Origin of the sequence: Pseudomonas sp. NPDC089422, from assembly GCF_044749405.1 — a bacterium.
Classification (GTDB): domain Bacteria; phylum Pseudomonadota; class Gammaproteobacteria; order Pseudomonadales; family Pseudomonadaceae; genus Aquipseudomonas.
On sequence record NZ_JBIVHW010000003.1, the window covers coordinates 366,650 to 390,848 of the forward strand.

The window sequence follows — 24,199 nt, forward strand, 5'->3', positions numbered from 1 at the left end:
TCGGATTCCTCAGGCGTCGTCGTTGGCTTTGATCAGTCGGTCGTAGGCGTCCTGGTCGAGCAGGGCTTCGACTTCGGCCATGTCGGCAGGCTTGAAGCGGAAGAACCAGCCTTCGCCCAGCGGGTCTTCGTTGACCAGCTCGGGGCTGTCGTTGAGGCCTTCGTTGACGGCGACCACTTCACCGGTCAGGGGCATGTACACGCCGCTGGCGGCTTTCACCGATTCGACGGTGGAGGCTTCGGCACCTTTGTCGTAAGCCTGCAGCTCAGGCAGTTGCACATAGACCACATCGCCCAGGGCGTTCTGGGCGTAGGCGGTGATGCCCACGGTGACGCTACCGTCGGCTTCGACGCGCAGCCATTCGTGATCTTCGGTGAAACGCAACTCGCTCATGGGGAATCCTCGGGAAGCAGGGCGTTGGGCGCGGTGGGTCCGCGCTCTTGGGTTGGGATTCCCTTAGCAATAATGCGGCCAGTAGTAAAAAATCCTTATAAATCAATAGTTTGAACTATTTATGTAATCAATTTGTCATTCCTGTGGAATGAAAACGCTACAGCTATTCGCGACGGGAAAAGGTTTGATGGATCAAACCCTTGAACAGACGCGTCAGAATAGGACTGTATCGAATTAATTACAGTGTAATGAATTCGTTCCGATCTCAATTTCTGGTTGTTATACCGTACTTGCGCAAACGCTGGGCAATGGCTGTATGCGAGGTCTGCAGCCGCCCCGCCAACTGCCGGGTGGAGGGATAGCTGGCGTACAGCCGCTGCAGCAATTCACGCTCGAAATCCCCCACCGCCTGCTCCAGGCTCGCCACGTCACCATCCTGCCCACGCGCGACCGATGTCCCGGCGATGTCCAGATCACCGATATCCACCAGGTTGCCCTCGCAGATCGCCGCCGCACGGAAGATCACGTTCTGCAGCTGGCGCACGTTGCCTGGCCAGGGGTTGGCCAGCAGCGCCGAATGGGTGGTCGGGGTGAGGCGGCAGGGAGGCCGCTGGATCTGCGTGCAGGCCTGCTGCATGAAGTAATGCGCCAGCATCAGGATGTCCTGGCCACGCTCGCGCAGTGGCGGTACCTGCAGGTTGAGCACGTTGAGGCGGTAGAACAAGTCTTCACGGAAGGTGCCTTCGGCGACCATGCGTTCCAGGTCGCGGTGGGTGGCGCTGATGATGCGCACATCCACCTTGACCTCGCGGTCGCCACCGACGCGGCGGAAGCTGCCATCGCTGAGAAAGCGCAGCAGCTTGGCCTGCAGGTACGGCGACATTTCGCCGATCTCGTCGAGAAACACCGTGCCTTGGTTGGCCAGCTCCATCAGCCCCGGCTTGCCACCCCGTTGGGCGCCGGTGAAGGCGCCGGGGGCGTAGCCGAACAGCTCGCTCTCGGCCAGGCTCTCGGGCAGCGCGGCGCAGTTCAGGGCGAGGAACGGCGCGGCATGGCGGCTGCTGATGGCATGGCAGGCGCGGGCCACCAGTTCCTTGCCTGTGCCGGTTTCACCGTGCACCAGCAACGGCGCGTCGAGGGCCGCCACGCGCAGGGCGCGGGCCTTGAGCGTGCGGATCGCCGGTGACTCGCCCAGCAGTGCATCGAAGCCTTCGGCGTGGTCGTGGTGCAGGGCCGACAGGCGCTCGCCCATGCGGTTGGGCGGGTACAAGGTCAGCAGGCCGCCTGCGTTGGTGATCGGCGAGGCGTCCAGCAGCAGGCTCTGGCCGTTGAGCTGCATCTCACGCATCGGCAGGTGGAAGTTGTTGTCCAGCAAGGCCTGCAGCAGGCCGGGGTCGTTGAACAACTCTCCCACCGAGCGCCCGGCGGATTCACGGCCGCACAGGGCGATCAGCGCCGGGTTGGCCAGCAGCACCTTGCCGGCGCTGTCCACCGCCAGCACCGGGTCGCTCATGGCAGCGAGCAGGGCATCGAGCTGCAGGTGGCGGCGCTGGCCGGGGAGGATGTCGACCACGTCCACCGACTGCACGCCATGGACTTCGAACAGCGCGTCGTGGAGTTCTTCGAGCACGGCGGGGCTGAGGGTCGGGGCGTCGATGTAGACGTTCGGCGGGACCATCTCCACGGCGTCCAGGTTGAGGTTGCGGGCACCGAGCAGGGCGAGGACTTCCTGGGTGATGCCGACGCGGTCGATGAAGCTGACGTGGATGCGCATGGGGAGGCGGGGGTTGTGGCCGGGGAGTGCAGTAGTATGCCTCAACATCGCCGGGGCCGCTTTGCGGCCCTTTCGCGACACAAGGCCGCTCCCACAGGTACAGCGTGGATTTCACAGGCTGTGCTGAACCTGTGGGAGCGGCCTTGTGTCGCGAAAGGGATGCGAAGCAGCCCCAGGTTCTCGAATCACTCCAGATGTTCAGGCTTGATCGGGTCGCCCGACTTCACATCGAGCTTTTCGCGAATGTCCTTGAACATCCAGTCATAGATCTTGTGCGGCGAACCGAGGTTCTCGAATTTCTTCGGGGGCGGCAGGTATGACTGGGCTCTGCGAGACAATTGCATGAGGAAACTGGGTAGTACTTGATCCTTGGCCAGGAAGAACTTTTCTTCTACCGACTTGCCTTCGATGCTGCCGTGCATGTGGAACTGGATACCCCTGCCTTCCTTGGGGTCCGAGACCGCTTCGTAATCGACCTTGAGGTCGTAACTGTGATCAGCCGGGTTCAGCGCGGTGCGCTCGATGTGTACATGACCTGGCTCGTACTTGGCCATGGCAGACTCCTTGGAAAGGTGAAAATGGCGGGCCTGGTAAGCCCGCCCACTGCAATCAACGGTAGCTGATACCCGGCTTTTCGGTACTCACGCGGGTACCGGCGACACCTTTGACGATGCCCTCGATATTCTCCAGCGAGCTGATCACCGCCACTTTGCCGGTGTGACGGGCAAAGTCGCAGGCCGCCTGCACCTTCGGCCCCATGGAGCCAGCGGCGAAGCCGAGGCGTTCGAGCTCGTCGGGGTGGGCCTGGGCGATGGCTTTCTGCGTCGGCTTGCCCCAGTCAATGTAGGCGCCATCGACGTCGGTGGCGATTACCAGAAGGTCGGCTTCCAGTTGTTCGGCCAGCAGCGCCGAGCACAGGTCCTTGTCGATCACCGCCTCGATGCCTTTGAGCTTGCGGTTTTCATCGTACAGGGTGGGGATGCCGCCACCGCCGGCGCAGATCACGATGCTGCTCTTTTCCAGCAGCCACTTGATCGGGCGGATCTCGAAGATGCGCTTGGGTTTCGGGCTAGCGACCACGCGGCGATACTTGTCGCCGTCGGCCTTGACCACCCAGCCTTTTTCCTTGGCCAGGCGCTCGGCCTCTTCCTTGCTGTAGACCGGGCCGATGAACTTGCTCGGGTCCTTGAAGGCCGGGTCGTTGGCGTCCACTTCCACCTGGGTCAGCAGGGTGGCGAACGGTACTTCGAAGGCCAGCAGGTTGCCCAGCTCCTGTTCGATCATGTAGCCGATCATGCCTTCGGTTTCGGCACCGAGCACATCGAGCGGGTAGGCTTCGTCAGGCTTGTACGACAGCCCTTGCAGTGCCAGCAGGCCAACCTGGGGGCCGTTGCCGTGGGCGATGACCAGCTCGTTGCCGGGGTGAATCTTGGCGATCTGCTCGGTGGCGGTGCGAATGTTGGCGCGCTGGTTGTCAGCGGTCATGGGCTCGCCACGGCGCAGCAGGGCGTTGCCGCCCAATGCAACAACGATACGCATGGGGAATGTCCTTTAACGAAGAGGGAAGGGCGCCGCCCCATGGGCAAGGGCGGCGCGGCCGGCTTACAGGTCAGCCAGGGTCGAAACCAGGATCGCCTTGATGGTGTGCATGCGGTTTTCCGCCTGCTCGAAGGCGATGCACGCTGGCGACTCGAACACGTCATCGGTCACTTCGATGCCGTTGGCCAGGTCCGGATACTGTTCGGCAATCTGCTTGCCGACCTTGGTCTCGGAGTTGTGGAAGGCTGGCAGGCAGTGCATGAACTTGGTCCGTGGGTTGCCGCTGGCCTTCATCAGCTCCTTGTTCACCTGGTAGGGCTTGAGCAGCTTGATGCGCTCGCCCCAGGCTTCGATTGGCTCGCCCATCGATACCCAGACGTCGGTGTGGATGAAGTCGACGCCCTTGACCGCAGCCTTGGGGTCTTCGGTCAGGGTGATGCGCGCACCGCTCTCTTCGGCGTACTTGTGGCACCGCTCGACCAGGTCCTCATGTGGCCACAGCGCCTTGGGCGCGGCGATACGCACGTCCATGCCGAGCTTGGCGCCGATCAGCAGCAGCGAGTTGCCCATGTTGTTGCGGGCATCGCCCAGGTAGGCGTAGCTGATGTCGTGCAGCGGCTTGTCGCTGTGCTCACGCATGGTCAGCACGTCGGCGATCATCTGGGTCGGGTGGTATTCATCGGTCAGGCCGTTGAACACCGGCACCCCGGCGAACTTGGCCAGCTCTTCGACGATTTCCTGCTTGAAGCCGCGGTACTCGATGGCGTCGTACATGCGCCCGAGCACGCGGGCGGTGTCCTTCATGCTTTCCTTGTGGCCGATCTGCGAGGAGTTGGGGTCGATGTAGGTGACGTTGGCACCCTGGTCATAGGCGGCGACTTCGAAGGCGCAACGGGTGCGGGTCGAGGTCTTCTCGAAGATCAGGGCGATGTTGTTGCCCTTCAGGTGCTGCTGCTCGGTGCCGGTGTACTTGGCGCGCTTGAGGTCGCGGGACAAGTCCAGCAGGTACTTCAGCTCGCGGGTGCTGTGGTGTTCGAGGCTGAGCAGGTTGCGGTTGTGAATGTTGAACGCCATGACTTTTCTCCTTGAATTCGGTGATGTCCCGGCCGCTGCTTCGTGAGTGCGGCCGGGTGTGCGATGGGCGTTAGTAGTCGATTGGGTCGCGTACGATCGGGCAGGTCATGCAGTGGCCGCCGCCCCGGCCCCGGCCCAGTTCGCCGGCGCTGATGGTGATGACCTCGATGCCGGCCTTGCGCAGCAGGGTGTTGGTGTAGGTGTTGCGGTCGTAGCCGATGACCACGCCTGGCTCGATGGCCACCACGTTGTTGCCGTCATCCCACTGTTCGCGCTCGGCGGCGAAGCTGTTGCCGCCGGTCTCGACCACGCGCAGCTTGACCCCCAGCTGCTCGCCGACCACCTCGATGAACGACTTGTTGATGCGGCGCACGTCCATGCCGTAGGGCTTTTTCTCGTCCGGACGGATGATGAACGGTACGATTTCGTTGACCACTTCCGGGAAGACCGTGACCAGGTCGCGGTCGCAGAAGCTGAACACGGTGTCCAGGTGCATGGCGGCGCGAGACTTCGGCAGGCCGGCGACGATGACCTCCTTGACCGCGCCCTTGGCGAACAGGTTGCGGGCCAGCTGGCCGATGGCCTGGCGCGAGGTGCGCTCGCCCATGCCGATCAGCACGATGCCGTTGCCGATCGGCATCACGTCACCGCCTTCGAGGGTGGACTGGCCGTGATCCTTGTCAGGGTCGCCATACCAGACTTCGAAGTCGGCGTTGGTGAACTCCTTGTGGAACTTGTAGATGGCGGTGGTCAGCAGGGTTTCCTGGCGACGCGCCGGCCAGTACATCGGGTTCAGCGTCACACCGCCGTAGATCCAGCAGGTGGTGTCGCGGGTGAACTGGGTGTTGGGCAGCGGCGGCAGGATGAAGCTGGAGTGGCCCAGGTAGTCGTTGTACATCTTGACCACATCGGCACCTTCGCTCTGCGGCAGGTCCTGGCCCGCCACGCCACCGATCAGGAACTCGGCCAGGTGACGAGGCTCCAGGCCTTCGAGCCAGCTGCGCACTTCGTTGTTCAGGCCTACGCCGACGGTGTCATCGGTGATCTTGCGGTCGAGGATCCACTTCAGTGCGTCCGGCTGCTGGACGATGTCGGTCAGCAGGTTGTGCATCTCCAGCACATCGACGCCGCGCTCACGCATCTTGGTGACGAAGTCGAAATGGTCACGCTTGGCCTGGTCGACCCAGATCACATCGTCGAACAGCAGCTCGTCACAGTTGCTTGGCGTCAGCCGCTTGTGCGCCAGGCCTGGCGCGCAAACCATCACTTTGCGCAGCTTGCCGGCTTCGGAGTGGACACCGTACTTCTGTTTTTCAGCGGACATGGTTTCATTCCTCCAATTGAACGAAGACGTGGGTCAAAGGGTCAGGAAGCCGTCATACAGGCCGAAAGCTGCCACCAGGGCGCCGATGACCACGGCTGCGAAGATCAGTTTTTCCACGTTGGTAAAGATCGGCTGGCCCACCTCGCGCTTGGCCTTGGCGAACAGGATCGCGCCAGGGGCATAGAGCAGGGCCGAGAGCAGCAGGTATTTCACGCCGCCGGCATACAGCAGCCAGATGGCGTACAGCAGGGCGATGGCGCCGATGAACAGGTCTTTCTTGCGTTCTGCCAAGGCTTGTTCGTAGGTTTCGCTGCGCAGCGCCAGCAGGAACGCATAGGCCGCCGACCACAGGTAGGGCACCAGGATCATCGAGGTGGCGAGGTAGATCAGCGACAGGTAGGTACTGCTGGAGAACAGCGTGATGACCAGGAAGATCTGCACCATGGCGTTGGTCAGCCACAAGGCGTTGGCCGGCACCTGGTTGGCGTTCTCGCGGCGCAGGAACTCCGGCATGGTGTGGTCCTTGGCGGCGGCGAACATGATCTCGGCGCACAGCAGCACCCACGACAGCAGGGCACCGAGCAGCGAGATGATCAGGCCGACGCTGATCAGCACCGCGCCCCAGTGGCCGACCACGTGCTCCAGCACTGCGGCCATCGACGGGTTCTGCAGCTTGGCCAGTTCCGGTTGGGTCATGATGCCCAGCGACAGCACGTTGACCAGCACCAGGAACAGCAGCACGGTGACGAAGCCGATGACGGTGGCCTTGCCCACGTCGGAGCGTTTTTCCGCCCGTGAGGAGAAGATGCTCGCACCCTCGATGCCGATGAATACCCACACGGTGACCAGCATCATGTTGCGCACCTGGTTCATCACGCTGCCCAGGTCTGGAGTGCCCACCGCCCAGATGTCGGCGGTGAAGATGTCGAGCTTGAAGGCGAACAGGCAGATCAGCGCGAACAGCAGCAGCGGCACGACCTTGGCCACGGTGGTGACCAGGTTGATGAACGCTGCTTCCTTGATGCCACGCAGGACCAGGAAGTGCACGGCCCAGAGCAGCACCGAGGCGCCGATGATCGCCGCCGGGGTGTTGCCTTCACCGAAGATCGGGAAGAAGTAACCGAGGGTGCTGAACAGCAGCACGAAGTAGCCGACGTTGCCCAGCCAGGCACTGATCCAGTAGCCCCAGGCTGAAGAAAAGCCCATGTAGTCGCCAAAGCCGGCCTTGGCATAGGCGTATACACCGCCGTCCAGGTCAGGCTTGCGATTGGCCAGGGTCTGGAACACGAAGGCCAGGGTCAGCATGCCCACGGCCGTGATGGCCCAACCGATCAGTACCGCACCGACACCGGCGCTGGCGGCCATGTTTTGCGGCAGCGAAAAGATCCCGCCACCGATCATCGAGCCGACCACAAGTGCAACTAACGCGCCGAGTTTTAGTTTTCCGGAAGAATCAGACATTTAACAACTCCTGCCAGGAGAAAGTTGACGACAGAATAAATCTGACGCCGTGGCCATGAGCTGACATGGGTCATTTCATGGCTACGTGAGGGTAGGAAATTTCCCACACGTGACTCCTGGAGAGTGCCGACAGCTCTGCTGCAGGCCTTGTGCGCTGGCACCTCCATGTCTTACTAGAGCAACCGCTCTGTTTGGCCTGCGAACTCTGAAACTAGCCGCTTTTGCTGCTTTCGCAAATTTTTCACAAGAATTTCGAGTTTTATCGGATTCTTTTCTAGTTGCTTGGCAGCTGCTAGTTTTTACAGAGGCGGGTCGATAGACATTATGGTTATTAATGCTATAGGTTTAATGGTCTTGGCTATATAAGTAACAGCATTTATATGGCGCTCATCTCTGTTGCAAACGCATGACAGCTCGGAAAAAAGGAAGCCCCATGAGCGAACCGGGACAAAAGCTGCGTCTGGGTGCACTGATCGCACTGGTGGTCGGTTCGATGATCGGCGGCGGGATCTTCTCGCTGCCGCAGAACATGGCAGCCCGTGCCGATGTCGGCGCGGTGCTGATCGGCTGGGCGATCACGGCGGTGGGCATGCTGGCACTGGCCTTCGTGTTCCAGACCCTGGCCAACCGCAAGCCCGAGTTGGATTCGGGGGTGTACGCCTACGCCAAGGCTGGCTTCGGCGAGTACATGGGCTTCTCGTCCGCCTGGGGTTACTGGATCAGCGCCTGGTTGGGCAACGTCGGCTATTTCGTGCTGCTGTTCAGCACCCTGGGCTTCTACTTCCCGGTGTTTGGCGAAGGCAACACGCCCATTGCCATCGGCTGCGCCTCGTTGCTGCTGTGGGCGGTGCACTTTCTGGTGCTACGTGGCATCAAGGAAGCCGCGTTCATCAACCAGGTGACCACCGTGGCCAAGGTGGTGCCATTGCTGATCTTCGTGGTCATCGCCGCCTTCGCCTTCCGTGCCGATATCTTCACCCGTGATATCTGGGGCCTGAGCAACCCGCAGTTCGGCAATGTGCTCGACCAGGTGCGCAACATGATGCTGGTCACGGTGTTCGTGTTCATCGGTATCGAGGGCGCCAGCGTGTATTCCGGGCGGGCGCAGCGCCGCGCCGACGTCGGCAAGGCCACCGTGATCGGCTTTCTCGGGGTGCTGGCGCTGCTGGTGCTGGTCAACGTGCTGTCGCTGGGGGTGATGACCCAGCCGGAGCTGGCCGGGTTGCAGAACCCGTCACTGGCCTCGGTGCTGGAGCATATCGTCGGCCCCTGGGGCGCCTTGCTGATCAGCATTGGCCTGGCGGTATCGCTGCTCGGTGCCTTGCTGTCCTGGGCTCTGCTATGTGCGGAAATTCTTTATGCCACGGCGCGCGACAAGACCATGCCGCGCTTTCTGGCCAAGGAGAACGCCAACCACGTGCCGGCCAATGCCCTGTGGCTGACCAACTGCATGATCCAGGGCTTCCTGCTGATCACACTGGTTTCAGAGGGCACCTATACCAGCCTGATCTACCTGGCATCGTCGATGATTCTGGTGCCTTATCTGTGGTCGGCGGCCTATGCCGTGCTGCTGGCCTGGCGCGGGGAAAGCTACGAAGGCCAGGCAAGGCTGAGGCGCAAGGACCTGCTGGTGGCCGCGCTGGCGCTGCTGTATGCGGTATGGCTGCTTTACGCAGGCGGCCTCAAGTACCTGCTGCTGTCGGCACTGCTCTATGCCCCGGGGGTCATCCTCTTTGCCCGGGCCAAGCACGAGCAAGGGCAGACGCTGTTCACCGCCTGGGAGAAGCTGATTTTCGCCGCAGTGCTGGCGGGCGCGGCACTGGCTGCCTACCTGCTTTATTCAGGGCTGTTGAGCTTGTGAGGCAGCGGGGCCGGGCTGTTCAGGGCGCGACCAGATCCACAGGTTGCCCAGGGTCATGCCGGCAATCGCCAGAAAAACCGGCCAGTGGTGTTCGAGGAAAACCAGCATCAAGCCTGCGCACAGCAGCATGCTGACGGTGGCACTGACCTTGGCGCGGCGCTGGATCACTTTGCCGTTGCGCCAGTTGTACAGGATCGGCCCGAACAGGCGATGGTTCTCCAGCCAGGCAGACAGGCGCGGCGAACTGCGCGTGGCGGCCCAGGCGGCCAGCAGGATGAACTCGGTGGTCGGCAGGCCGGGGATGACGATCGCGACCAGGCCTATCCCCAAGCTTACGTAAGCCAGGATGCCATACAGCAGGCGGGACAGTTTCGAGCGGGCGGGTCGGGTCATGGTCTCACTGCAAAAAACGTCCGGCCACCGGAGAGGCGGCCGGTTGATGCGTCTCAGGCCAGCGCGGCATCCGCGGCGTAGGCATGCTTGAGCAGTTCGGTGAAGCGCTCGAAGGCGGCAACCGCTGCGCGCTCGGCGGCGGCGTCTTCCTCGGGCGACAGCTCAAGGCCATCGAGAATACGGGTGAACTGCTTCCAGCCTTCGGCACGGCCACCGGCCGGCTCGCCGAGGTGGCGGGCACCGAAGCGGTCGGACAATTCCAGGGCCACGGCACGCTTGATCAGAAACGCAGCGCCAAGTTTGGAGCCTTCCGAGACGAAGATCCAGCCCATGGCTTCACCCAGGGTCGGATTGTGCAGGGCACCGGGCACGGCGGCCGGGACTTCGGTGTTGAGGTCGGCGAGGTCCAGGCGGGCCTGTTCGGCGCGGCAGCGCTCGGCCAGGTCGGGAACGATGGCGATCAGTTGCGGGTCGTTGTACAGGGCCTGCAGTTCGGCCTGGAACAGGTACTGGGCGACGACGAAGCGGGCGAAGCTTTCGCGGCTGTCGAATGGCGCGTGGGATTTGACCAGGGCGTCGAGCTCGCTGTGCGGAGCGTGGGTGGCCTGGTTGAGGCGTTGCGAGCGCAGGGCTGGGCGGTCGGTCATGGAGGTGTCCTTGGTAAATGAGGGCGTCTAGTGACAAGACGAAATAGCGGGCTTGAGACAGTAAAAAAATTGGCGTTTGTCTTGAGTGGTTCAGCGCCTGTGAAATCGAGCGCCGCGCGGGCGGCGCTCGGTCTCACAGGCGCTACAACGCTATAGCCCTACATCAGATATCCCACACCACATTGACGGCGAAGTTGCGCCCCGGCATGGTCAGGCGGTCGAGGTTGGCCGGCTGGGTCACACCCGCTTCACCCTGGCCGTCGTAACCGCGCACCGAATCCCACTGCCAGTACTTCTTGTCGGTCAGGTTGTAGAGCCCGGCGTTGACAGTGACGTCGTCGGTCACTTTGTAGAAGCCACTCAGGTCAAGCACGCCATAACCCGGTGTGCGGAACTGCGAGCTCTGCCCGTCCGGTGCGAAGAACGTGGTGTCGTCGACGCGGGTCTTGCGCTTGACCAGAGTCCAGCTCAGCAGGCCACCATAGTTCGGCTGCTCGTAACCCAGGCCGAACACGCCGGTCAGCGGGTTGACGCTGTTCAGCGGCTGGCCGTTGTCATCGTTGCGGCCATGGGCATAGGCGATCGAACCCTGGGTGTACAGGCCCTGCGGCGCACCGAAGTGGTCGAGGTTCAGGCGGCCCTTGACCTCGGCGCCCTTGATGGTGGCGTGCTTGATGTTGTTGGCCTGGAACGTGGTTTCCAGGTTGGCCGACTGCACGGCGTCTTCGTCGATGAAGTCGCGGTACTTGTTGTAGAACACCGCCACGTCGAAGTTGCCGGCGTCGAAGTTGCCGCGCAGGCCGGTTTCGTAGCTCTTGCTCTTTTCCGGTTCGAGCCCGGGGTTGCCCTGCACGCTGTAGCCCAGGGTCGGGTTATCGAAGCGCCCGTACATCGACTTGGCCGTCGGGGTGCGGAAGCCTTCGGCGTACTGGCCGTACCAGGTGTAGTTGTCATTGAAGGCGTAGGTCAGGCCGAACTTGGGCGAGACGCGGTGCCATTTCTTGTCCGAGTCGTCGAGGCTGCTCGGGGCGGTGCCTGAGCCCTGGATGCCACGCAGGAACGCCTCGGTGAACTTCGGCTCCATGCGCGTGTAGTCGTACCGCGCGCCGGGCATGAAGGTCCAGTTGTTCCAGCGGATTTCATCCTGGACGAACAGGCTGTAGGTATTCACGGTCGGGTCCGGGAAGTCGCTGACCAGCGCCTGGGCATCGCTGGTGCTGACCTGGCCGATGGTGCGGCAGGCACCTCCGACTGCCAGGCAGGTGCCGGTGCCGCTGCGCGAGCCGGTGACCTTCTCGTGCTTGAGGGTGGTGCCGTAGGTCAGCAGGTGGTCGGTGGCACCGACGCTGAAGGCCTTGTCCAGCTGCGCGTCGAACACCCACTGGCGATCCTTGTAGGTGGTGTCGCGGGTGCGCAGTACGGTGCGGCTGAACGGGAAGTAGACTTCCTCGGTGCTCTGGTCGGTCTTGGCGACTTGGTAGTTCAGGCTCCACTTGACGTGGTCGGCGACCAGCGAATCCAGGCCGAATTCATGGGTGATGCCGAAGCGTTCACGGGTCACGGTGTCGTTGCCGGTGCGGCTGCGGTACATGCCCAGGCCGGCGCCGTTGGTGAACGGGCCACCGACGGCACTGAGGATATTCTGGTCGCGGTCATCCTTGTAACGCTCGTAGGTCAACCCCAGGCGGGCATCGTCGGCGTAGTTCCAGCCCAGCTTGGCCAGGACGTTGGTGGTGCGCACGTCTTCCGGGTTGGCCTCGGTGCGCGACAGGCCGGTGCCACCATGGCTTCCGTAGGATTCGGTCTCGTGGCCGTTGCGCTGGCTCAGGTGCAGCAGGCCATCGAAATCACCCGTGCGGCCAGCCACGGTAGCCGAGGTCAGCCAGCTCTCATCGGCCGAACTGTAGCCGGTCTTCAGCCGCGCGCCGACGTCCTTGCCAGGCTTGATGATGTCGTCCGGGTCGAGGGTGAAGTAGCTCACCGCGCCGCCGATGGCGTTGCTGCCGTACAGCACCGAAGCCGGGCCGCGGAGGATTTCCACGCGTTTGACGATCTCGGGGTCGACGTAGTTGCGCTGGGTCTGGGCGTAGGGGCCATAGAAGAAGCTGTCGGGGATCGACACGCCATCGACCTGGGTGAGGACGCGCTCGCCGTCGATGCCGCGGATGTTGTAGCCGTTCAGGCCGCTGCGCTGGCCGGTGCCTCCCACCGATACACCCGGTTCGTAACGCACCAGCTCCTGGATGTTGTTGACGTTCTGCCGGTCCAGTTGCTCGCGGGTCTGCACGCTCACGGTGCTCGGCACCTGGCTCACGTCCTGGGCGCTGCGGGTGGCGCTGACGGTCACCTGTTGCAGGGCAACGACGTTGCCCGCCGATTGGCGTTCGAGCACCACATTGCCGTTGCCGATCTTGCGCAAGACCAGGCCGGTGCCCTGGAGCAGGCGCTTGAGTGCGGCCTCCGGCGCCAGCAAACCCTGAACACCCGGCGATGCCACGCCGTCGGCCAGCTCGGCGCTGAAGCCGACCTGCCAGCCAGTGACCTTGCTGAAGGCATTGATCGCCTCGACCAGCGGCTGCTGGGCGATGCTGAAGCGGTAGTCGCCCATGCGCGGGCTGCTGGCCTGGGCCGGTTCTGCGGCCAGTGCTGGCAAGCTGCAGGCACCGCTGGCGAGGAGCGCCAAGGTCAGCAGGGACAGCTGACCGGTACGGTGGGGAAGGGTAGACGGGCGAGATGGACCTGTGGACATCGAAAGCGCTCCCTGACGCGCGAACTGTTATAGGTGATGACCGTTCTTGTTTTCAAACAAGAATCAGTTGCATTGGCTATAACGAGACGGGCGGGGTTGCGCGATCGCGTAAAAAAACTTGTCGCTCAGTTGATGATGACCACGGCGGGGAATTCGTGCAGTTGCGCCGACGTGATGTGGGCCAGGGCGCGCAGGGTTTCCAGCGGCTGATCGAGGCGGTAGTTGCCGGTCACCGCCATGTCGTCGAGCTGGTCGTTGCGGTTGATGATCCAGCCGGGGTAATAGCGCCGCACTTCGGCCAGCACCTGGCTCAACGGGCAGTTCTCGAACACCAGGCGGCCGTCGACCCAGGCCAGGTCCTTGTGCATGTCCGGGCGCTGGCGCTGGCCGAAGCCCTGCGGGCCGACACTGATGCTGTCGCCGGCACTGAGGCGGATGCGCTGGTCGCGGGCTCCCTGCAGGTCGACGTCGCCGCGCTGCACGCGAACCTGTGCCTCGCCGTCGAGGTAGCGCACGGCAAAATCGGTGTCGCGCACCTGGGCACGCACGGGGCCTGCCTGCACTTCCAGCGGCAGCTGGGCGCCACCGGGTACCTGGAAGTACGCCTCGCCTTGCAGCAGGCGTGCAACCTGGCGGCCGCCCTGCTGGTCGCTGGCGAAGGCGGAGTTGGTGTTGAGCAGGACCTTGGCGCCATCATCCAGCTCCAGGCGCTGGCGTTCACCGACCACGGTCAGGTGGTCGGCCTGCAGGCGCACCGGCAGGTTGCCGAAGGTGAACAGCCCGACCAGCAGCACGGCGGCGGTCGCCAGTGGCTTCCAGTGCGCGCGCAGGCGCCCGCGCAGCGAGCGGCGCTGGTGCTGGTGCATGTGCAGGGCGGCCTGGCGCAGCGGGGCGCCATTCCACAAGGCTTCGGCCTCGACATAGGCTTCGGCGTTTTCCGCGGCTGCGCTGAGCCATTGCTCGAAGGCGAGGGTGTCGGCCTCGTTGGCGCACTGCAGGCGCACGAGCCACTCCAGTGCCTCGTCCAGCGCACGGGCGCGGGCGTCGGGCCCGGTAGCTGGCGGGCGAGGGACGGGGCTGTCGGTCACGGTGTGTCCTTGCAGGTATTTTTGCGAATGATCAAGGCTCGGGCGAAGCATGGCAAGGGCCACGCCGCATTCGGCACGCCTGCGCTCGGCTCATTTGAGGCGGTCGGCCACGCCCATGCAGATGGCCATGATCAGTTTCAGTTCCTTCTGTACCGTGCTGGCCGAGACCTGCAGCTGCTCGGCAATTTCCAGGTAGCTGGCGCCGTGCAGGCGGCTGAGGATGAAGATGCGCTGCTGGCGCTCGCTCAGCTGGTTGAGGCTGATGCTCAGGTGCTTGAGCAGTTGTTCGGCGTGCGCGGCGTCCTCGCTGCTGCCCAGCGGGGACGCGACATTGTGCAGCACCTCGTCGGGCACATCGTCGACCAGCATGCGTGACTGCACCCGCCGCGTGCGCAAGTGGTCCAGTGCCAGGTTGCGGGCGGTCTGGAACACGAAGGGTTCGAGGTGCTCGATGGGCCGCTCGCCCAGGGCGCGGGATACCCGCAGGTAGGTTTCCTGCAGCAGGTCCTCGGCGGTGCTGGGGTTACCCACCATGCGTTGCAGGGTGCGCAGCAGGGAAAGACGCTGGACGAGGAAGACGGAGTTGAACCGGGACTGACTCACGGGGGGACCTGGCCGACGAAAGGTTAATGATAATGCTTATCATCTTTCGGTCAGGTCAAGCCTGGAATTGTTAGGAAAAGGTAAAGATTGTGAGTTCTTCATCCTTGCACGGTCCCGTGTAGGAGCGGCCATGTGTCGTGAAAGGGCTGCAGAGCAGCCCTAGGGGTATCTGCACCAGCCCTGAAATCCGGGGGCCGCTCTGCGGCCCTTTCGCGACACAAGGCCGCTCCTACAAATGACGCGGTCAGCCCTGCTTCAGCGGGCGTTGGCCAATGCCAGGCAGTTGTCCAGCATCCGGTTGGAGAACCCCCACTCGTTGTCATACCAGGCCAGCACCTTGAGCATCCGCCCGTTGGCGCGGGTATGGTTGGCGTCGAAGATCGACGACAGCGGGTTGTGGTTGAAGTCGCACGACACCAGCGGCAGGGCGTTGTAGCCAAGCACCTTGGAGTGTCGGCTGGCTTCGAGGAACAGCTGGTTGACCTGCTCGGCGGTGGCCTCGCGCTTGAGGTTCACGGTCAGGTCGACCAGCGACACGTTGATCACCGGCACCCGCACGGCCATGCCGGTAAGCTTGCCGGCCAGCTCCGGCAGCACCAGGCCCACGGCCTCGGCGGCGCCGGTCTTGCTCGGGATCATCGACTGGGTGGCCGAGCGGGCGCGGTACGGGTCGCTGTGATAGACGTCGGTCAGCACCTGGTCGTTGGTGTAGGCATGGATGGTGGTCATCAGCCCCTGCTCGATGCCGAACTCGCGGTGCAGCACCTGGGCGATCGGTGCCAGACAGTTGGTGGTGCACGAGGCGTTGGAGATGATCTGGTGCGAAGCCCGCAGGATATCGTGGTTCACCCCGTACACCACGGTGGCATCGACGCCCTTGCCCGGTGCCGAGACGATCACCTTGCCGGCACCCGCAGCCAGGTGTGCAGCGGCCTTGGCGCGGTCGGTGAACAGCCCGGTGCATTCGAACACCACGTCGATCGCTTCGGCCTTCCAGGGCAGTTCGGCCGGGTTGCGGATGGCGCTGACCGCGATACGGTCACCATTGACCGTCAGGCTTTCATGGTCGGCCTCGACCACCGCATCGAACGTGCCGTGTACGCTGTCATATTTGAGCAGGTGGGCGTTCATCGCGCTGTCACCCAGGTCGTTGATGGCGACGACCTGCAGGTCCTGGCGGTAGCCTTGGGTATACAGTGCGCGAAGGACATTGCGCCCGATGCGGCCGAATCCATTGATGGCGATACGTAGGGTCATGGCAGTACCTCTGGCGGTCCGAGTGAAACCTGTGGCAAAAAGGCGCTTCACTGAAACGGTTTTGTTGTTGGAATTACAAGATTATTCACTGGGCGATAGAAAACAAGCCTTTTTGATGGCAGTATTTTGTTTAAACATACAACGAGTGGTTGGGCACAGTGCCTTCCCCGATATCGTGAGCCCCTCTACCTTGAGCCTAGGCCGCAATCGTTTGGAGGGGAAATGCCCGGTAAACCGCCCTTACAATTAGCCTGGAGTCCAGTACATGCATCCGCGCATCCTTGAGGTCACCCAGCGGCTGATCGAACGCAGCCGTGCCACCCGCGAACGCTATCTGCAGCTGATTCGTGGCGCGGCCAGTGACGGGCCCATGCGTGCCAGCCTGCAATGCGCCAACTTCGCCCATGGCGTGGCCGGTTGTGGTGCCGAGGACAAGCAGACCCTGCGGTTGATGAACGCGGCCAACGTTGCCATCGTCTCGTCCTACAACGACATGCTCTCGGCGCACCAGCCGTATCTGCATTTCCCTGACCAGATCAAGCAGGCCCTGCGTGAGGTCGGCTCGGTCGGCCAGTTCGCCGGTGGCGTGCCGGCCATGTGCGACGGCGTGACTCAAGGCGAGCCAGGCATGGAGCTGGCCATCGCCAGCCGCGAAGTGATCGCCATGTCCACGGCGGTAGCGCTGTCGCACAACATGTTCGACGCTGCGCTGATGCTCGGCATCTGCGACAAGATCGTCCCCGGCCTGATGATGGGGGCGCTGCGCTTCGGCCACCTGCCGACCATCTTCGTACCGGGCGGGCCGATGGTTTCCGGTATTTCCAACAAGCAGAAGGCCGACGTGCGCCAGCGCTATGCCGAAGGCAAGGCCAGCCGCGAGGAACTGCTGGAATCGGAAATGAAGTCCTACCACAGCCCCGGCACCTGCACCTTCTACGGCACCGCCAACACCAACCAGCTGGTGATGGAAGTCATGGGCCTGCACCTGCCAGGCGCCTCGTTCGTCAACCCATACACCCCGCTGCGCGATGCCCTGACCGCCGAGGCGGCGCAACAGGTCACGCGCATGACCAAGGCCAGCGGCAGCTTCATGCCGCTGGGCGAGATCGTCGACGAGAAGGCACTGGTCAACTCGATCGTGGCTTTGCACGCTACCGGTGGCTCGACCAACCACACCCTGCACATCCCGGCGATCGCCCAGGCGGCCGGCATCCAGCTGACCTGGCAGGACATGGCCGACCTCTCCGAAGTGGTGCCGACCCTGTCCCACGTCTACCCCAACGGCAAGGCCGACATCAACCACTTCCAGGCCGCTGGCGGCATGGCCTTCCTGATCCGTGAACTGCTCGATGCCGGCCTGTTGCACGAAGACGTCAACACCGTGGCCGGCCACGGCCTGCGCCGCTATACCCAGGAGCCGTTCCTCGACAACGGCAAGCTGGTGTGGCGCGAAGGGCCGCAGCAGAGCCTGGACGAGAGCATCCTGCGCCCGGTGGCACGGCCGTTCTCGGCCGAAGGCGGCCTGCGGGTGATGGAGGGCAACCTGGGCCGTGGCGTGATGAAGGTTTCTGCAGTAGCGCCTGAGCATCAGGTGGTCGAAGCCCCGGCACGGGTGTTCCATGACCAGCAGTCGCTGGCCGATGCCTTCAAGGCCGGTGAGCTGGAGTGCGATTTCGTTGCCGTGGTGCGCTTCCAGGGCCCGCGCTGCAACGGCATGCCCGAGCTGCACAAGCTGACGCCGTTCCTCGGCGTGCTGCAGGACCGTGGCTACAAGGTTGCACTGGTGACCGACGGGCGCATGTCGGGCGCCTCGGGCAAGATCCCGGCGGCCATCCACGTCTGCCCCGAAGCGTTCGATGGTGGCCCGCTGGCACGGGTGCGCGATGGTGATATCGTGCGGGTCGATGGCGTCGAAGGCACGCTGCGGGTGATGGTGTCGGCAGAAGCGCTGGCCAGCCGTGACCTGCCGCCCGCGCCCCAGGGCAACGACCTGGGCTGCGGCCGTGAGCTGTTCGGCTTCATGCGCATGGCGTTCAGCCCGGCAGAGCAGGGCGCGAGCGCCTTCACCTCGGCCCTGGAGAACCTCAAATGAAGGACCTGCTGGTTGGCGACATCGGTGGCACCAATGCCCGCTTTGCGTTGTGGCGTGACAACCAGCTGTACCAGGTGAAGGTCTTTGCCACGGCGGACTACACCAGCCCGGAACAGGCCATCGAGGCTTACCTGCATAGCCACGGCATTGCCCGTGGCGGCCTCGCGGCAGTGTGCCTGGCGGTGGCCGGGCCGGTGGATGGCGATGAATTCCGCTTCACCAACAACCACTGGCGGCTCAGCCACAAGGCGTTTTGCCAGACCTTGCAGGTCGAGCGGTTGCTGCTGATCAACGACTTTTCGGCCCAGGCCCTGGGCATGACTCGCCTGCAACCCGGTGAGTACCTTGAGGTCTGCCCAGGCAACGCGGACCTGGCGCGGCCCGCGCTGGTGATCGGCCCGGGCACCGGCCTGGGGGTCGGCAGCCTGTTGCGCCTGGGTGAGCAGCACTGGCAGGCGCTGCCGGGTGAAGGCGGGCATGTCGACCTGCCGGTGGGCAATGCCCGCGAGGCGGCGATCCATCAGCAGATCCATAGCCAGATCGGCCATGTCAGCGCCGAGACCGTACTCAGCGGCGGTGGCCTGGTGCGCTTGCATCAGGCCATGTGCGCGCTGGACGGCGACATTCCCCGACACACAACGCCTGCGCAGATCACCGATGCGGCCCTGGGCGGCGAGCCACGGGCGCTGGCGGTGATCGAGCAGTTCTGCCGCTTCCTCGGGCGCGTGGCTGGTAACAATGTGCTGACCCTGGGCGCGCGCGGCGGGGTCTATATTGTCGGCGGCGTGATCCCGCGCTTTGCCGAGTTGTTCCTGCGCAGCGGCTTTGCCGCCAGCTTTGCCGACAAGGGCTGCATGAGCGGTTATTTCGAGGGCGTGCCGGTGTGGCTGGTGACAGCGGAATTTTCTGGACTGCTGGGGGCAGGGGTGGCATTACAGCAGGCGCTGGATCACTGACTGAGGCCGCTTTGCGGCCCTGATAGCAGGCGACGAAGACCTGTGACAAAACACGAGGGCGGGATACCTTGAACACTGCCGGAAAGTCCATCCTGATGGTCGACGACGATCAGGAAATTCGTGAACTGCTGCAAACCTACCTGAGCCGTGCCGGCTTCCAGGTCCACGCCGAAGCCGATGGCCAGGGTTTTCGCCGCGCCTTGGAAAACACCCCCTGCGACCTGGTGATCCTCGACGTCATGCTGCCCGACGAAGACGGCTTCAGCCTGTGCCGCTGGGTGCGCCAGCATCCGCGCCAGTCACGGGTGCCGATCATCATGCTGACCGCCAGCTCCGATGAAGCCGACCGCGTCATTGGCCTGGAACTGGGCGCCGATGACTACCTGGGCAAGCCGTTCAGCCCACGTGAGCTGCAGGCGCGTATCAAGGCCCTGTTGCGCCGCAGCGAGTTTGGCCAGGCCGCGCCAGCCAGTGCCGTGCTGGCCTTCGACGACTGGCGTCTGGATACCGTCAGCCACCGGCTGTTCCACCGCGATGGTGAAGAGGTGATTCTGTCCGGTGCCGACTTTGCCCTGCTCAAGCTGTTTCTCGACCACCCGCAGCAGATCCTCGACCGCGACACCATCGGCAACGCCACCCGAGGCCGCGAGCCGATGCCGCTGGACCGCATCGTCGACATGGCGGTCAGTCGCCTGCGCCAGCGCCTGCGCGACACCGACAAGCCACCGCGGCTGATCCGCACCGTGCGCGGCAGTGGTTACCTGCTGGCTGCCCATGTCTGCTGCGCTTCCTGAGCGGCGCTGGCGCCTGCTGCCGCGCTCGCTGCTGGGGCGCATGCTGCTGCTGACCTTGCTCGTGGTGCTGTTGGCCCAGGGCCTGTCGAGCCTGATCTGGGTTGCCCAGCTGCGTGCCAGCCAGTTGCAGGGCCTGCGCGCCAGTGCCGGGAGCCTGGCCCATTCCATGAGCGCCAGCGTCAGCTACTTCCGCTCGCTGCCGGTGGCCTATCGGCCCATGGTGCTCGATCAATTGCGCAGCATGGGTGGCACGCGCTTCTTCGTGTCGCTCAATGACAAGCCGCTGGACATGCCGGTGTTGCCGATCACGCCACGCAAGCAGGCGGTGATCGATGTGTTCCAGCAGGTGCTGCACGAGCGCCTCGGCGAGCAGATGGAAATCTCCGTCGAGTTCGTCGCCCCCGATGACCTGCGCATCTTCAACAGTGGCCTGAAGCTTGATGAGCTGCCGCGCTCGTGGGCGCATTACTCGTTGACCCTGGAGCCGCTCAACCCGCCGGTGCTGGTGACCCAGATCCGTCTGGACCAGGGCGAATGGCTGTACATCGCCTCGTTGCTGCCCGAACCCTATACCAGCCTTGAAGCCGAACGCCTGCCGCGCCAGCAGATCGGCTTCATCATCCTGACCACCGCTTTGCTGCTGCTGTTCATCGGTTTGCTGGTGCACTGGCAGAGCTGGCCGCTCAAGCGCCTGGCACGCGCCGCGCGCGAACTGTCATTGGGCGCCGATGTGGCGCCGGTGGCCGAAGGCGGCGGCAGCGAGGTGGTGGAAGTGGGGCGAGCGTTCAACAACATGCGTGAGCGCATCAGCCGTTACCTGACCGAACGCTCGCAATTGTTCAGCGCCATTTCCCACGACCTGCGCACACCGATCACGCGTTTGCGCCTGCGCGTCGAACTGCTTGAGGACGAGCGGCTGCAGGCCAAGTTCAGCCACGACCTCGACGAACTGGAGCTACTGGTCAAAGGGGCGCTGCAGTGCGTGAAGGACACCGACATCCACGAGAACATCGAGCCGATCGACCTCAACCAGGTGCTGGAGATTCTCGCCGAGCCGTACCTGGGTGACGGCCGTATCACCGTCGAAGGGCGAGCCCTGTCGCCGTACCCGGGCAAGCCACTGGCCCTGCGCCGCTGTATCGGCAACCTGATCGACAATGCCATCAAGTACGGCGAACGGGCACACCTGCGGATCATCGACAGCGCCGAGGGCTTCGTGCTGCAGGTGGATGACCAGGGCCCGGGTGTGCCGCAACAGCAGATGGAGCAGGTGTTCGAGCCGCATTTTCGCCTGGCCGGCAAGCAGCAGGGCTACGGGCTGGGCCTGGGGATCGCACGCAACATCGCCCATAGCCACGGGGGCGAGGTGAGCCTGCTCAACCTGCGCGAAGGTGGTTTGCGGGTGACGCTCTATCTACCAAGAGGCGTGGATTGAGCTGTGTCACAGCTTGGTGACACAACCGACCCCCTTCGTGACATCCCGGCCAGGACGGCTGGCTAGACTTCACCGACGATACGCAAGGAACGCGCTGGCCCATGAATACCCCTGAACTGGCACCTGGCACTTGGCTGGGTTCAACTGCACATGCCGCCTGGCTGCAGGCCGAAGGGCAACGCCTGCTGGCATTCGCCAAGGCTTCGCAGTTGCCTGACGGTTTCGGCTGCCTCAATGCCCAAGGCTGCCTGCCGCCTGCTGCTGGCAGCGAAACCCTGCAGACCACGCGCATGACCCACTGCTTCGCCCTGGCTCATCTGCAGGGTGAGCCAGGCTGCCTGCCATTGGTCGAGCACGGTGTCAGCGCCTTGCGCGGTGCCTTGCACGACACCCGTCACGGCGGCTGGTTCGCGCAACCACAAGGGCAGGGCGACTCCACCAAGGCCTGCTACCTGCATGCCTTCGTCGCGCTGGCCGCGAGCTCTGCAGCCGTCGCCGGCGTCGTGGGTGCCCAGGGCTTGCTGGTGGATGCCATCCATACCCTTGAAGCGCGGTTCTGGAGCGAGGAACAGGGTGCCCTGCGCGAGTCGTTCTCCAGCGACTGGCAGCAGGCCGAGGCCTATCGCGGCGCCAACAGCAACATGCACGCCACCGAGGCATTCCTGGCCCTGGCCGATGTCACCGGCGATACGCTGTGGCTCGATCGCGCCCTGCGTATCGCCCAACGCATCATCCACACCCATGCCGCCGCCAACGACTATCGGGTCGTCGAGCATTTCGACGCGCACTGGCAGCCACTGCCGCACTACAACCGCGAGGATCCCGCCGACCACTTCCGGCCTTTTGGCACCACGCCCGGCCATGCCTTCGAGTGGGCGCGGTTGCTGCTGCATCTGGAGGCCGCTCGCGAGCTGGCCGGCTTGCCTGCACCGGGCTGGTTGCTGAGCAGCGCCCGTGGCCTGTTCGACAGCGCTTGTCGCGATGCCTGGAACGTCGATGGCAACGAAGGCATCGTCTACACCCTGGACTGGGACAATCGCCCGGTGGTACGCGAGCGCCTGCACTGGGTGCATGCCGAGGCTTGCGCCAGTGCGGCAGCCCTGCTGCGGCGTACCGGCGAAGCGCAGTACGAGCGCTGGTACCGCTGCTTCTGGGGCTTCATCGACGGCCATTTCATCGACCGGGTGGCCGGCAGCTGGCATCACGAACTCGACCCGGGCAACCGGCCGGCCGCAACCATCTGGGCGGGCAAGCCGGACCTCTATCACGCCTATCAGGCAGTACTGGTGCCGAGGCTGCCGTTGGCGCCGAGCCTGGCAACTGCTGTTTCAGGTTATGTAACCAAACGATGACATTCGCGCATCGCTTCGTTACCTGACGGGGCGACCGCGCTGATTAGACTTCATGCAATGCAAGCGACCGACTTGCCCCGCATAACAACAAGAAAGGTACTCCGATGAATCCGACGCTCCGCCTCGCCGCCGCGATCTCCCTCGCCTCGCTCCTGCCGCTCAGCGCCTGCGCCGCCGAATCCAAAGGCAGCGTCGAGGTGGTGCACTGGTGGACCTCCGGTGGTGAAAAAGCCGCAGTGGATGTGCTCAAGGCCCAGGTCGAGAAAGATGGCTTCACCTGGAAAGACGGCGCTGTCGCAGGTGGCGGCGGTGCCACGGCCATGACGGTGCTCAAGAGCCGCGCAGTGGCTGGCAACCCACCTGGCGTCGCGCAGATCAAGGGGCCGGACATCCAGGACTGGGCCGCTACCGGACTGCTCGATGCCGACGTGCTCAAGGACGTCGCCAAGGAAGAGAAGTGGGATTCGCTGCTCGACAAGAAGGTCGCCGACACCGTGAAGTACGACGGTGACTATGTCGCGGTACCGGTCAACATCCACCGCATCAACTGGTTGTGGATCAACCCTGAGGTATTCAAGAAGGCCGGCATCGACAAGGCGCCGACCACCCTCGACCAATTCTACGCCGCTGCCGACAAGCTCAAGGCTGCCGGTTTCATTCCGATCGCCCATGGCGGCCAGCCCTGGCAGGACAGCACGGTCTTCGAGAGCGTGGTGTTGGCGGTGATGGGGGTGGAAGGTTACAAGAAAGCGTTGGTCGATCTGGATGAAAAAGCCCTGACCGGCCCCGAGATGGTCAAGTCGCTCGCCGAACTCAAGAAAGTCGCTACCTACATGGACCCTGACGGCAAGGGCCAGGACTGGAACCTCGAAGCGGCCAAGGTCATCAACGGCAAGGCCGGCATGCAGATCATGGGCGACTGGGCCAAGAGCGAGTGGACCCTGGCGAAGAAGACCGCCGGCAAGGATTACCAGTGCGTACCGTTCCCCGGCACTGACAAGGCATTCCTGTACAACATCGACTCGCTGGTGGTGTTCAAGCAGAACGACAAGGGCACTGCCGCCGGGCAGCAGGACATCGCCCGCAAGGTGTTGGGCGAGGACTTCCAGAAGGTCTTCAGCATCAACAAGGGCTCGATCCCGGTGCGCAACGACATGCTTGCCGACATGGGCAAGTACGGCTTCGACGCCTGCGCCCAGACCTCCGCCAAAGACTTCCTCGCCGACGCCAAGAGCGGCGGCCTGCAGCCGAGCATGGCGCACAACATGGCCACCACGCTGGCCGTACAGGGCGCATTCTTCGATGTGGTAACCAACTACATCAACGACCCCAAGGCCGACCCGGCCGATGCGGCGAAGAAGCTGGCGGCGGCGATCAAGGCAGCCAAGTAAAGGCTGGCGCGATCTC

The 24,199-nt window shown here is 63.7% G+C and carries 20 protein-coding genes; 7 read left to right on the top strand and 13 right to left on the bottom strand.

The genetic code is table 11. The annotated features are described in order from the left end of the window. Nucleotides 1–9: 9 nt before the first annotated feature. The 7 genes from gcvH to arcD (ACIPZ8_RS07875) form a co-directional block, all read right to left on the bottom strand. Nucleotides 10–393, bottom strand: a complete 384-nt coding sequence (gene gcvH, locus ACIPZ8_RS07845) for a glycine cleavage system protein GcvH (RefSeq protein WP_103445535.1) — start codon at nt 391–393, stop codon at nt 10–12. 265 nt (nt 394–658) lie between these two features. Then, on the bottom strand, nt 659–2,167 hold the full coding sequence (locus tag ACIPZ8_RS07850; protein ID WP_400721179.1) for a sigma-54-dependent transcriptional regulator: 1,509 nt from the start codon (nt 2,165–2,167) through the stop codon (nt 659–661). A gap of 185 nt (nt 2,168–2,352) precedes the next feature. Further along, nucleotides 2,353–2,721, bottom strand: coding sequence for a DUF5064 family protein (locus ACIPZ8_RS07855; protein ID WP_110637406.1), 369 nt, complete (start codon nt 2,719–2,721; stop codon nt 2,353–2,355). Between the two features lie 55 nt (nt 2,722–2,776). Next, complete coding sequence (gene arcC / locus ACIPZ8_RS07860) at nt 2,777–3,706, bottom strand: carbamate kinase (protein WP_400721182.1); 930 nt, start codon at nt 3,704–3,706, stop codon at nt 2,777–2,779. A gap of 63 nt (nt 3,707–3,769) precedes the next feature. Continuing rightward, on the bottom strand, nt 3,770–4,780 hold the full coding sequence (locus ACIPZ8_RS07865) for an ornithine carbamoyltransferase (protein WP_400721185.1): 1,011 nt from the start codon (nt 4,778–4,780) through the stop codon (nt 3,770–3,772). A 70-nt stretch (nt 4,781–4,850) separates the two neighbouring features. Further along, nucleotides 4,851–6,104: an arginine deiminase gene (arcA, locus tag ACIPZ8_RS07870; RefSeq protein ID WP_400721187.1), complete on the bottom strand. Its 1,254-nt coding sequence runs from the start codon at nt 6,102–6,104 to the stop codon at nt 4,851–4,853. Between the two features lie 33 nt (nt 6,105–6,137). Then, nucleotides 6,138–7,565 carry an arginine-ornithine antiporter gene (arcD, locus tag ACIPZ8_RS07875; RefSeq protein WP_400721190.1) on the bottom strand — a complete coding sequence of 476 codons (1,428 nt, stop codon included), beginning with the start codon at nt 7,563–7,565 and terminating at the stop codon, nt 6,138–6,140. Nucleotides 7,566–7,998: 433 nt separating this feature from the next. Between arcD (ACIPZ8_RS07875) and arcD (ACIPZ8_RS07880) the strand changes: the two genes are divergently transcribed. Then, entirely contained in the window at nt 7,999–9,426 is a 1,428-nt protein-coding gene (arcD, locus tag ACIPZ8_RS07880; RefSeq protein WP_400721193.1) for an arginine-ornithine antiporter, read from the top strand. On the opposite strand, the gene ACIPZ8_RS07885 is transcribed toward arcD (ACIPZ8_RS07880), so the two are convergent. The 6 genes from ACIPZ8_RS07885 to gap form a co-directional block, all read right to left on the bottom strand. Beyond that, nucleotides 9,406–9,819: a YbaN family protein gene (locus ACIPZ8_RS07885; RefSeq protein ID WP_400721195.1), complete on the bottom strand. Its 414-nt coding sequence runs from the start codon at nt 9,817–9,819 to the stop codon at nt 9,406–9,408. The two genes, arcD (ACIPZ8_RS07880) and ACIPZ8_RS07885, sit on opposite strands and share 21 nt — an antisense overlap. A 53-nt stretch (nt 9,820–9,872) precedes the next feature. Next, nucleotides 9,873–10,466, bottom strand: a complete 594-nt coding sequence (locus ACIPZ8_RS07890; protein ID WP_400721198.1) for a biliverdin-producing heme oxygenase — start codon at nt 10,464–10,466, stop codon at nt 9,873–9,875. Between the two features lie 163 nt (nt 10,467–10,629). After that, nucleotides 10,630–13,215 (bottom strand): TonB-dependent receptor, encoded by a 2,586-nt coding sequence (locus tag ACIPZ8_RS07895; RefSeq protein ID WP_400721200.1) that lies wholly within the window; start codon nt 13,213–13,215, stop codon nt 10,630–10,632. Between the two features lie 125 nt (nt 13,216–13,340). After that, entirely contained in the window at nt 13,341–14,303 is a 963-nt protein-coding gene (locus ACIPZ8_RS07900) for a FecR family protein (RefSeq protein WP_400721203.1), read from the bottom strand. Between the two features lie 90 nt (nt 14,304–14,393). Further along, the gene (locus tag ACIPZ8_RS07905) at nt 14,394–14,906 is read right to left on the bottom strand and encodes an RNA polymerase sigma factor (protein WP_400721205.1); all 513 of its coding nucleotides are present in this window, start codon (nt 14,904–14,906) and stop codon (nt 14,394–14,396) included. Between the two features lie 255 nt (nt 14,907–15,161). After that, nucleotides 15,162–16,163, bottom strand: a complete 1,002-nt coding sequence (gene gap, locus ACIPZ8_RS07910; RefSeq protein WP_400721208.1) for a type I glyceraldehyde-3-phosphate dehydrogenase — start codon at nt 16,161–16,163, stop codon at nt 15,162–15,164. A gap of 265 nt (nt 16,164–16,428) precedes the next feature. Between gap and edd the strand changes: the two genes are divergently transcribed. The 6 genes from edd (at nt 16,429) to ACIPZ8_RS07940 (ending at nt 24,183) form a co-directional block, all read left to right on the top strand. Beyond that, nucleotides 16,429–18,255 (top strand): phosphogluconate dehydratase, encoded by a 1,827-nt coding sequence (edd, locus tag ACIPZ8_RS07915; protein WP_400721211.1) that lies wholly within the window; start codon nt 16,429–16,431, stop codon nt 18,253–18,255. Beyond that, nucleotides 18,252–19,211 carry a glucokinase gene (locus tag ACIPZ8_RS07920; RefSeq protein WP_400721214.1) on the top strand — a complete coding sequence of 320 codons (960 nt, stop codon included), beginning with the start codon at nt 18,252–18,254 and terminating at the stop codon, nt 19,209–19,211. Before edd ends, ACIPZ8_RS07920 begins: the two co-directional genes overlap by 4 nt. A 95-nt stretch (nt 19,212–19,306) precedes the next feature. Continuing rightward, nucleotides 19,307–20,005, top strand: a complete 699-nt coding sequence (gene gltR / locus ACIPZ8_RS07925; protein WP_400721566.1) for a two-component system response regulator GltR — start codon at nt 19,307–19,309, stop codon at nt 20,003–20,005. Beyond that, nucleotides 19,986–21,440 (top strand): ATP-binding protein, encoded by a 1,455-nt coding sequence (locus ACIPZ8_RS07930; RefSeq protein ID WP_400721216.1) that lies wholly within the window; start codon nt 19,986–19,988, stop codon nt 21,438–21,440. Before gltR ends, ACIPZ8_RS07930 begins: the two co-directional genes overlap by 20 nt. Nucleotides 21,441–21,541: 101 nt before the next feature. Continuing rightward, nucleotides 21,542–22,792 (top strand): AGE family epimerase/isomerase, encoded by a 1,251-nt coding sequence (locus ACIPZ8_RS07935; protein WP_400721219.1) that lies wholly within the window; start codon nt 21,542–21,544, stop codon nt 22,790–22,792. Between the two features lie 104 nt (nt 22,793–22,896). Continuing rightward, the gene (locus ACIPZ8_RS07940; protein ID WP_400721221.1) at nt 22,897–24,183 is read left to right on the top strand and encodes an ABC transporter substrate-binding protein; all 1,287 of its coding nucleotides are present in this window, start codon (nt 22,897–22,899) and stop codon (nt 24,181–24,183) included. The last annotated feature ends 16 nt before the right edge of the window (nt 24,184–24,199 follow it).

What these genes read in the sequence shown, in the direction of transcription:
- gcvH (WP_103445535.1), bottom strand. Translation starts at nt 393, where the DNA reads ATGAGCGAGTTGCGTTTCACCGAAGATCACGAATGGCTGCGCGTCGAA.
- ACIPZ8_RS07850 (WP_400721179.1), bottom strand. Translation starts at nt 2,167, where the DNA reads ATGCGCATCCACGTCAGCTTCATCGACCGCGTCGGCATCACCCAGGAA.
- ACIPZ8_RS07855 (WP_110637406.1), bottom strand. Translation starts at nt 2,721, where the DNA reads ATGGCCAAGTACGAGCCAGGTCATGTACACATCGAGCGCACCGCGCTG.
- arcC (WP_400721182.1), bottom strand. Translation starts at nt 3,706, where the DNA reads ATGCGTATCGTTGTTGCATTGGGCGGCAACGCCCTGCTGCGCCGTGGC.
- ACIPZ8_RS07865 (WP_400721185.1), bottom strand. Translation starts at nt 4,780, where the DNA reads ATGGCGTTCAACATTCACAACCGCAACCTGCTCAGCCTCGAACACCAC.
- arcA (WP_400721187.1), bottom strand. Translation starts at nt 6,104, where the DNA reads ATGTCCGCTGAAAAACAGAAGTACGGTGTCCACTCCGAAGCCGGCAAG.
- arcD (WP_400721190.1), bottom strand. Translation starts at nt 7,565, where the DNA reads ATGTCTGATTCTTCCGGAAAACTAAAACTCGGCGCGTTAGTTGCACTT.
- arcD (WP_400721193.1), top strand. Translation starts at nt 7,999, where the DNA reads ATGAGCGAACCGGGACAAAAGCTGCGTCTGGGTGCACTGATCGCACTG.
- ACIPZ8_RS07885 (WP_400721195.1), bottom strand. Translation starts at nt 9,819, where the DNA reads ATGACCCGACCCGCCCGCTCGAAACTGTCCCGCCTGCTGTATGGCATC.
- ACIPZ8_RS07890 (WP_400721198.1), bottom strand. Translation starts at nt 10,466, where the DNA reads ATGACCGACCGCCCAGCCCTGCGCTCGCAACGCCTCAACCAGGCCACC.
- ACIPZ8_RS07895 (WP_400721200.1), bottom strand. Translation starts at nt 13,215, where the DNA reads ATGTCCACAGGTCCATCTCGCCCGTCTACCCTTCCCCACCGTACCGGT.
- gap (WP_400721208.1), bottom strand. Translation starts at nt 16,163, where the DNA reads ATGACCCTACGTATCGCCATCAATGGATTCGGCCGCATCGGGCGCAAT.
- edd (WP_400721211.1), top strand. Translation starts at nt 16,429, where the DNA reads ATGCATCCGCGCATCCTTGAGGTCACCCAGCGGCTGATCGAACGCAGC.
- ACIPZ8_RS07920 (WP_400721214.1), top strand. Translation starts at nt 18,252, where the DNA reads ATGAAGGACCTGCTGGTTGGCGACATCGGTGGCACCAATGCCCGCTTT.
- gltR (WP_400721566.1), top strand. Translation starts at nt 19,307, where the DNA reads ATGGTCGACGACGATCAGGAAATTCGTGAACTGCTGCAAACCTACCTG.
- ACIPZ8_RS07930 (WP_400721216.1), top strand. Translation starts at nt 19,986, where the DNA reads ATGTCTGCTGCGCTTCCTGAGCGGCGCTGGCGCCTGCTGCCGCGCTCG.
- ACIPZ8_RS07935 (WP_400721219.1), top strand. Translation starts at nt 21,542, where the DNA reads ATGAATACCCCTGAACTGGCACCTGGCACTTGGCTGGGTTCAACTGCA.
- ACIPZ8_RS07940 (WP_400721221.1), top strand. Translation starts at nt 22,897, where the DNA reads ATGAATCCGACGCTCCGCCTCGCCGCCGCGATCTCCCTCGCCTCGCTC.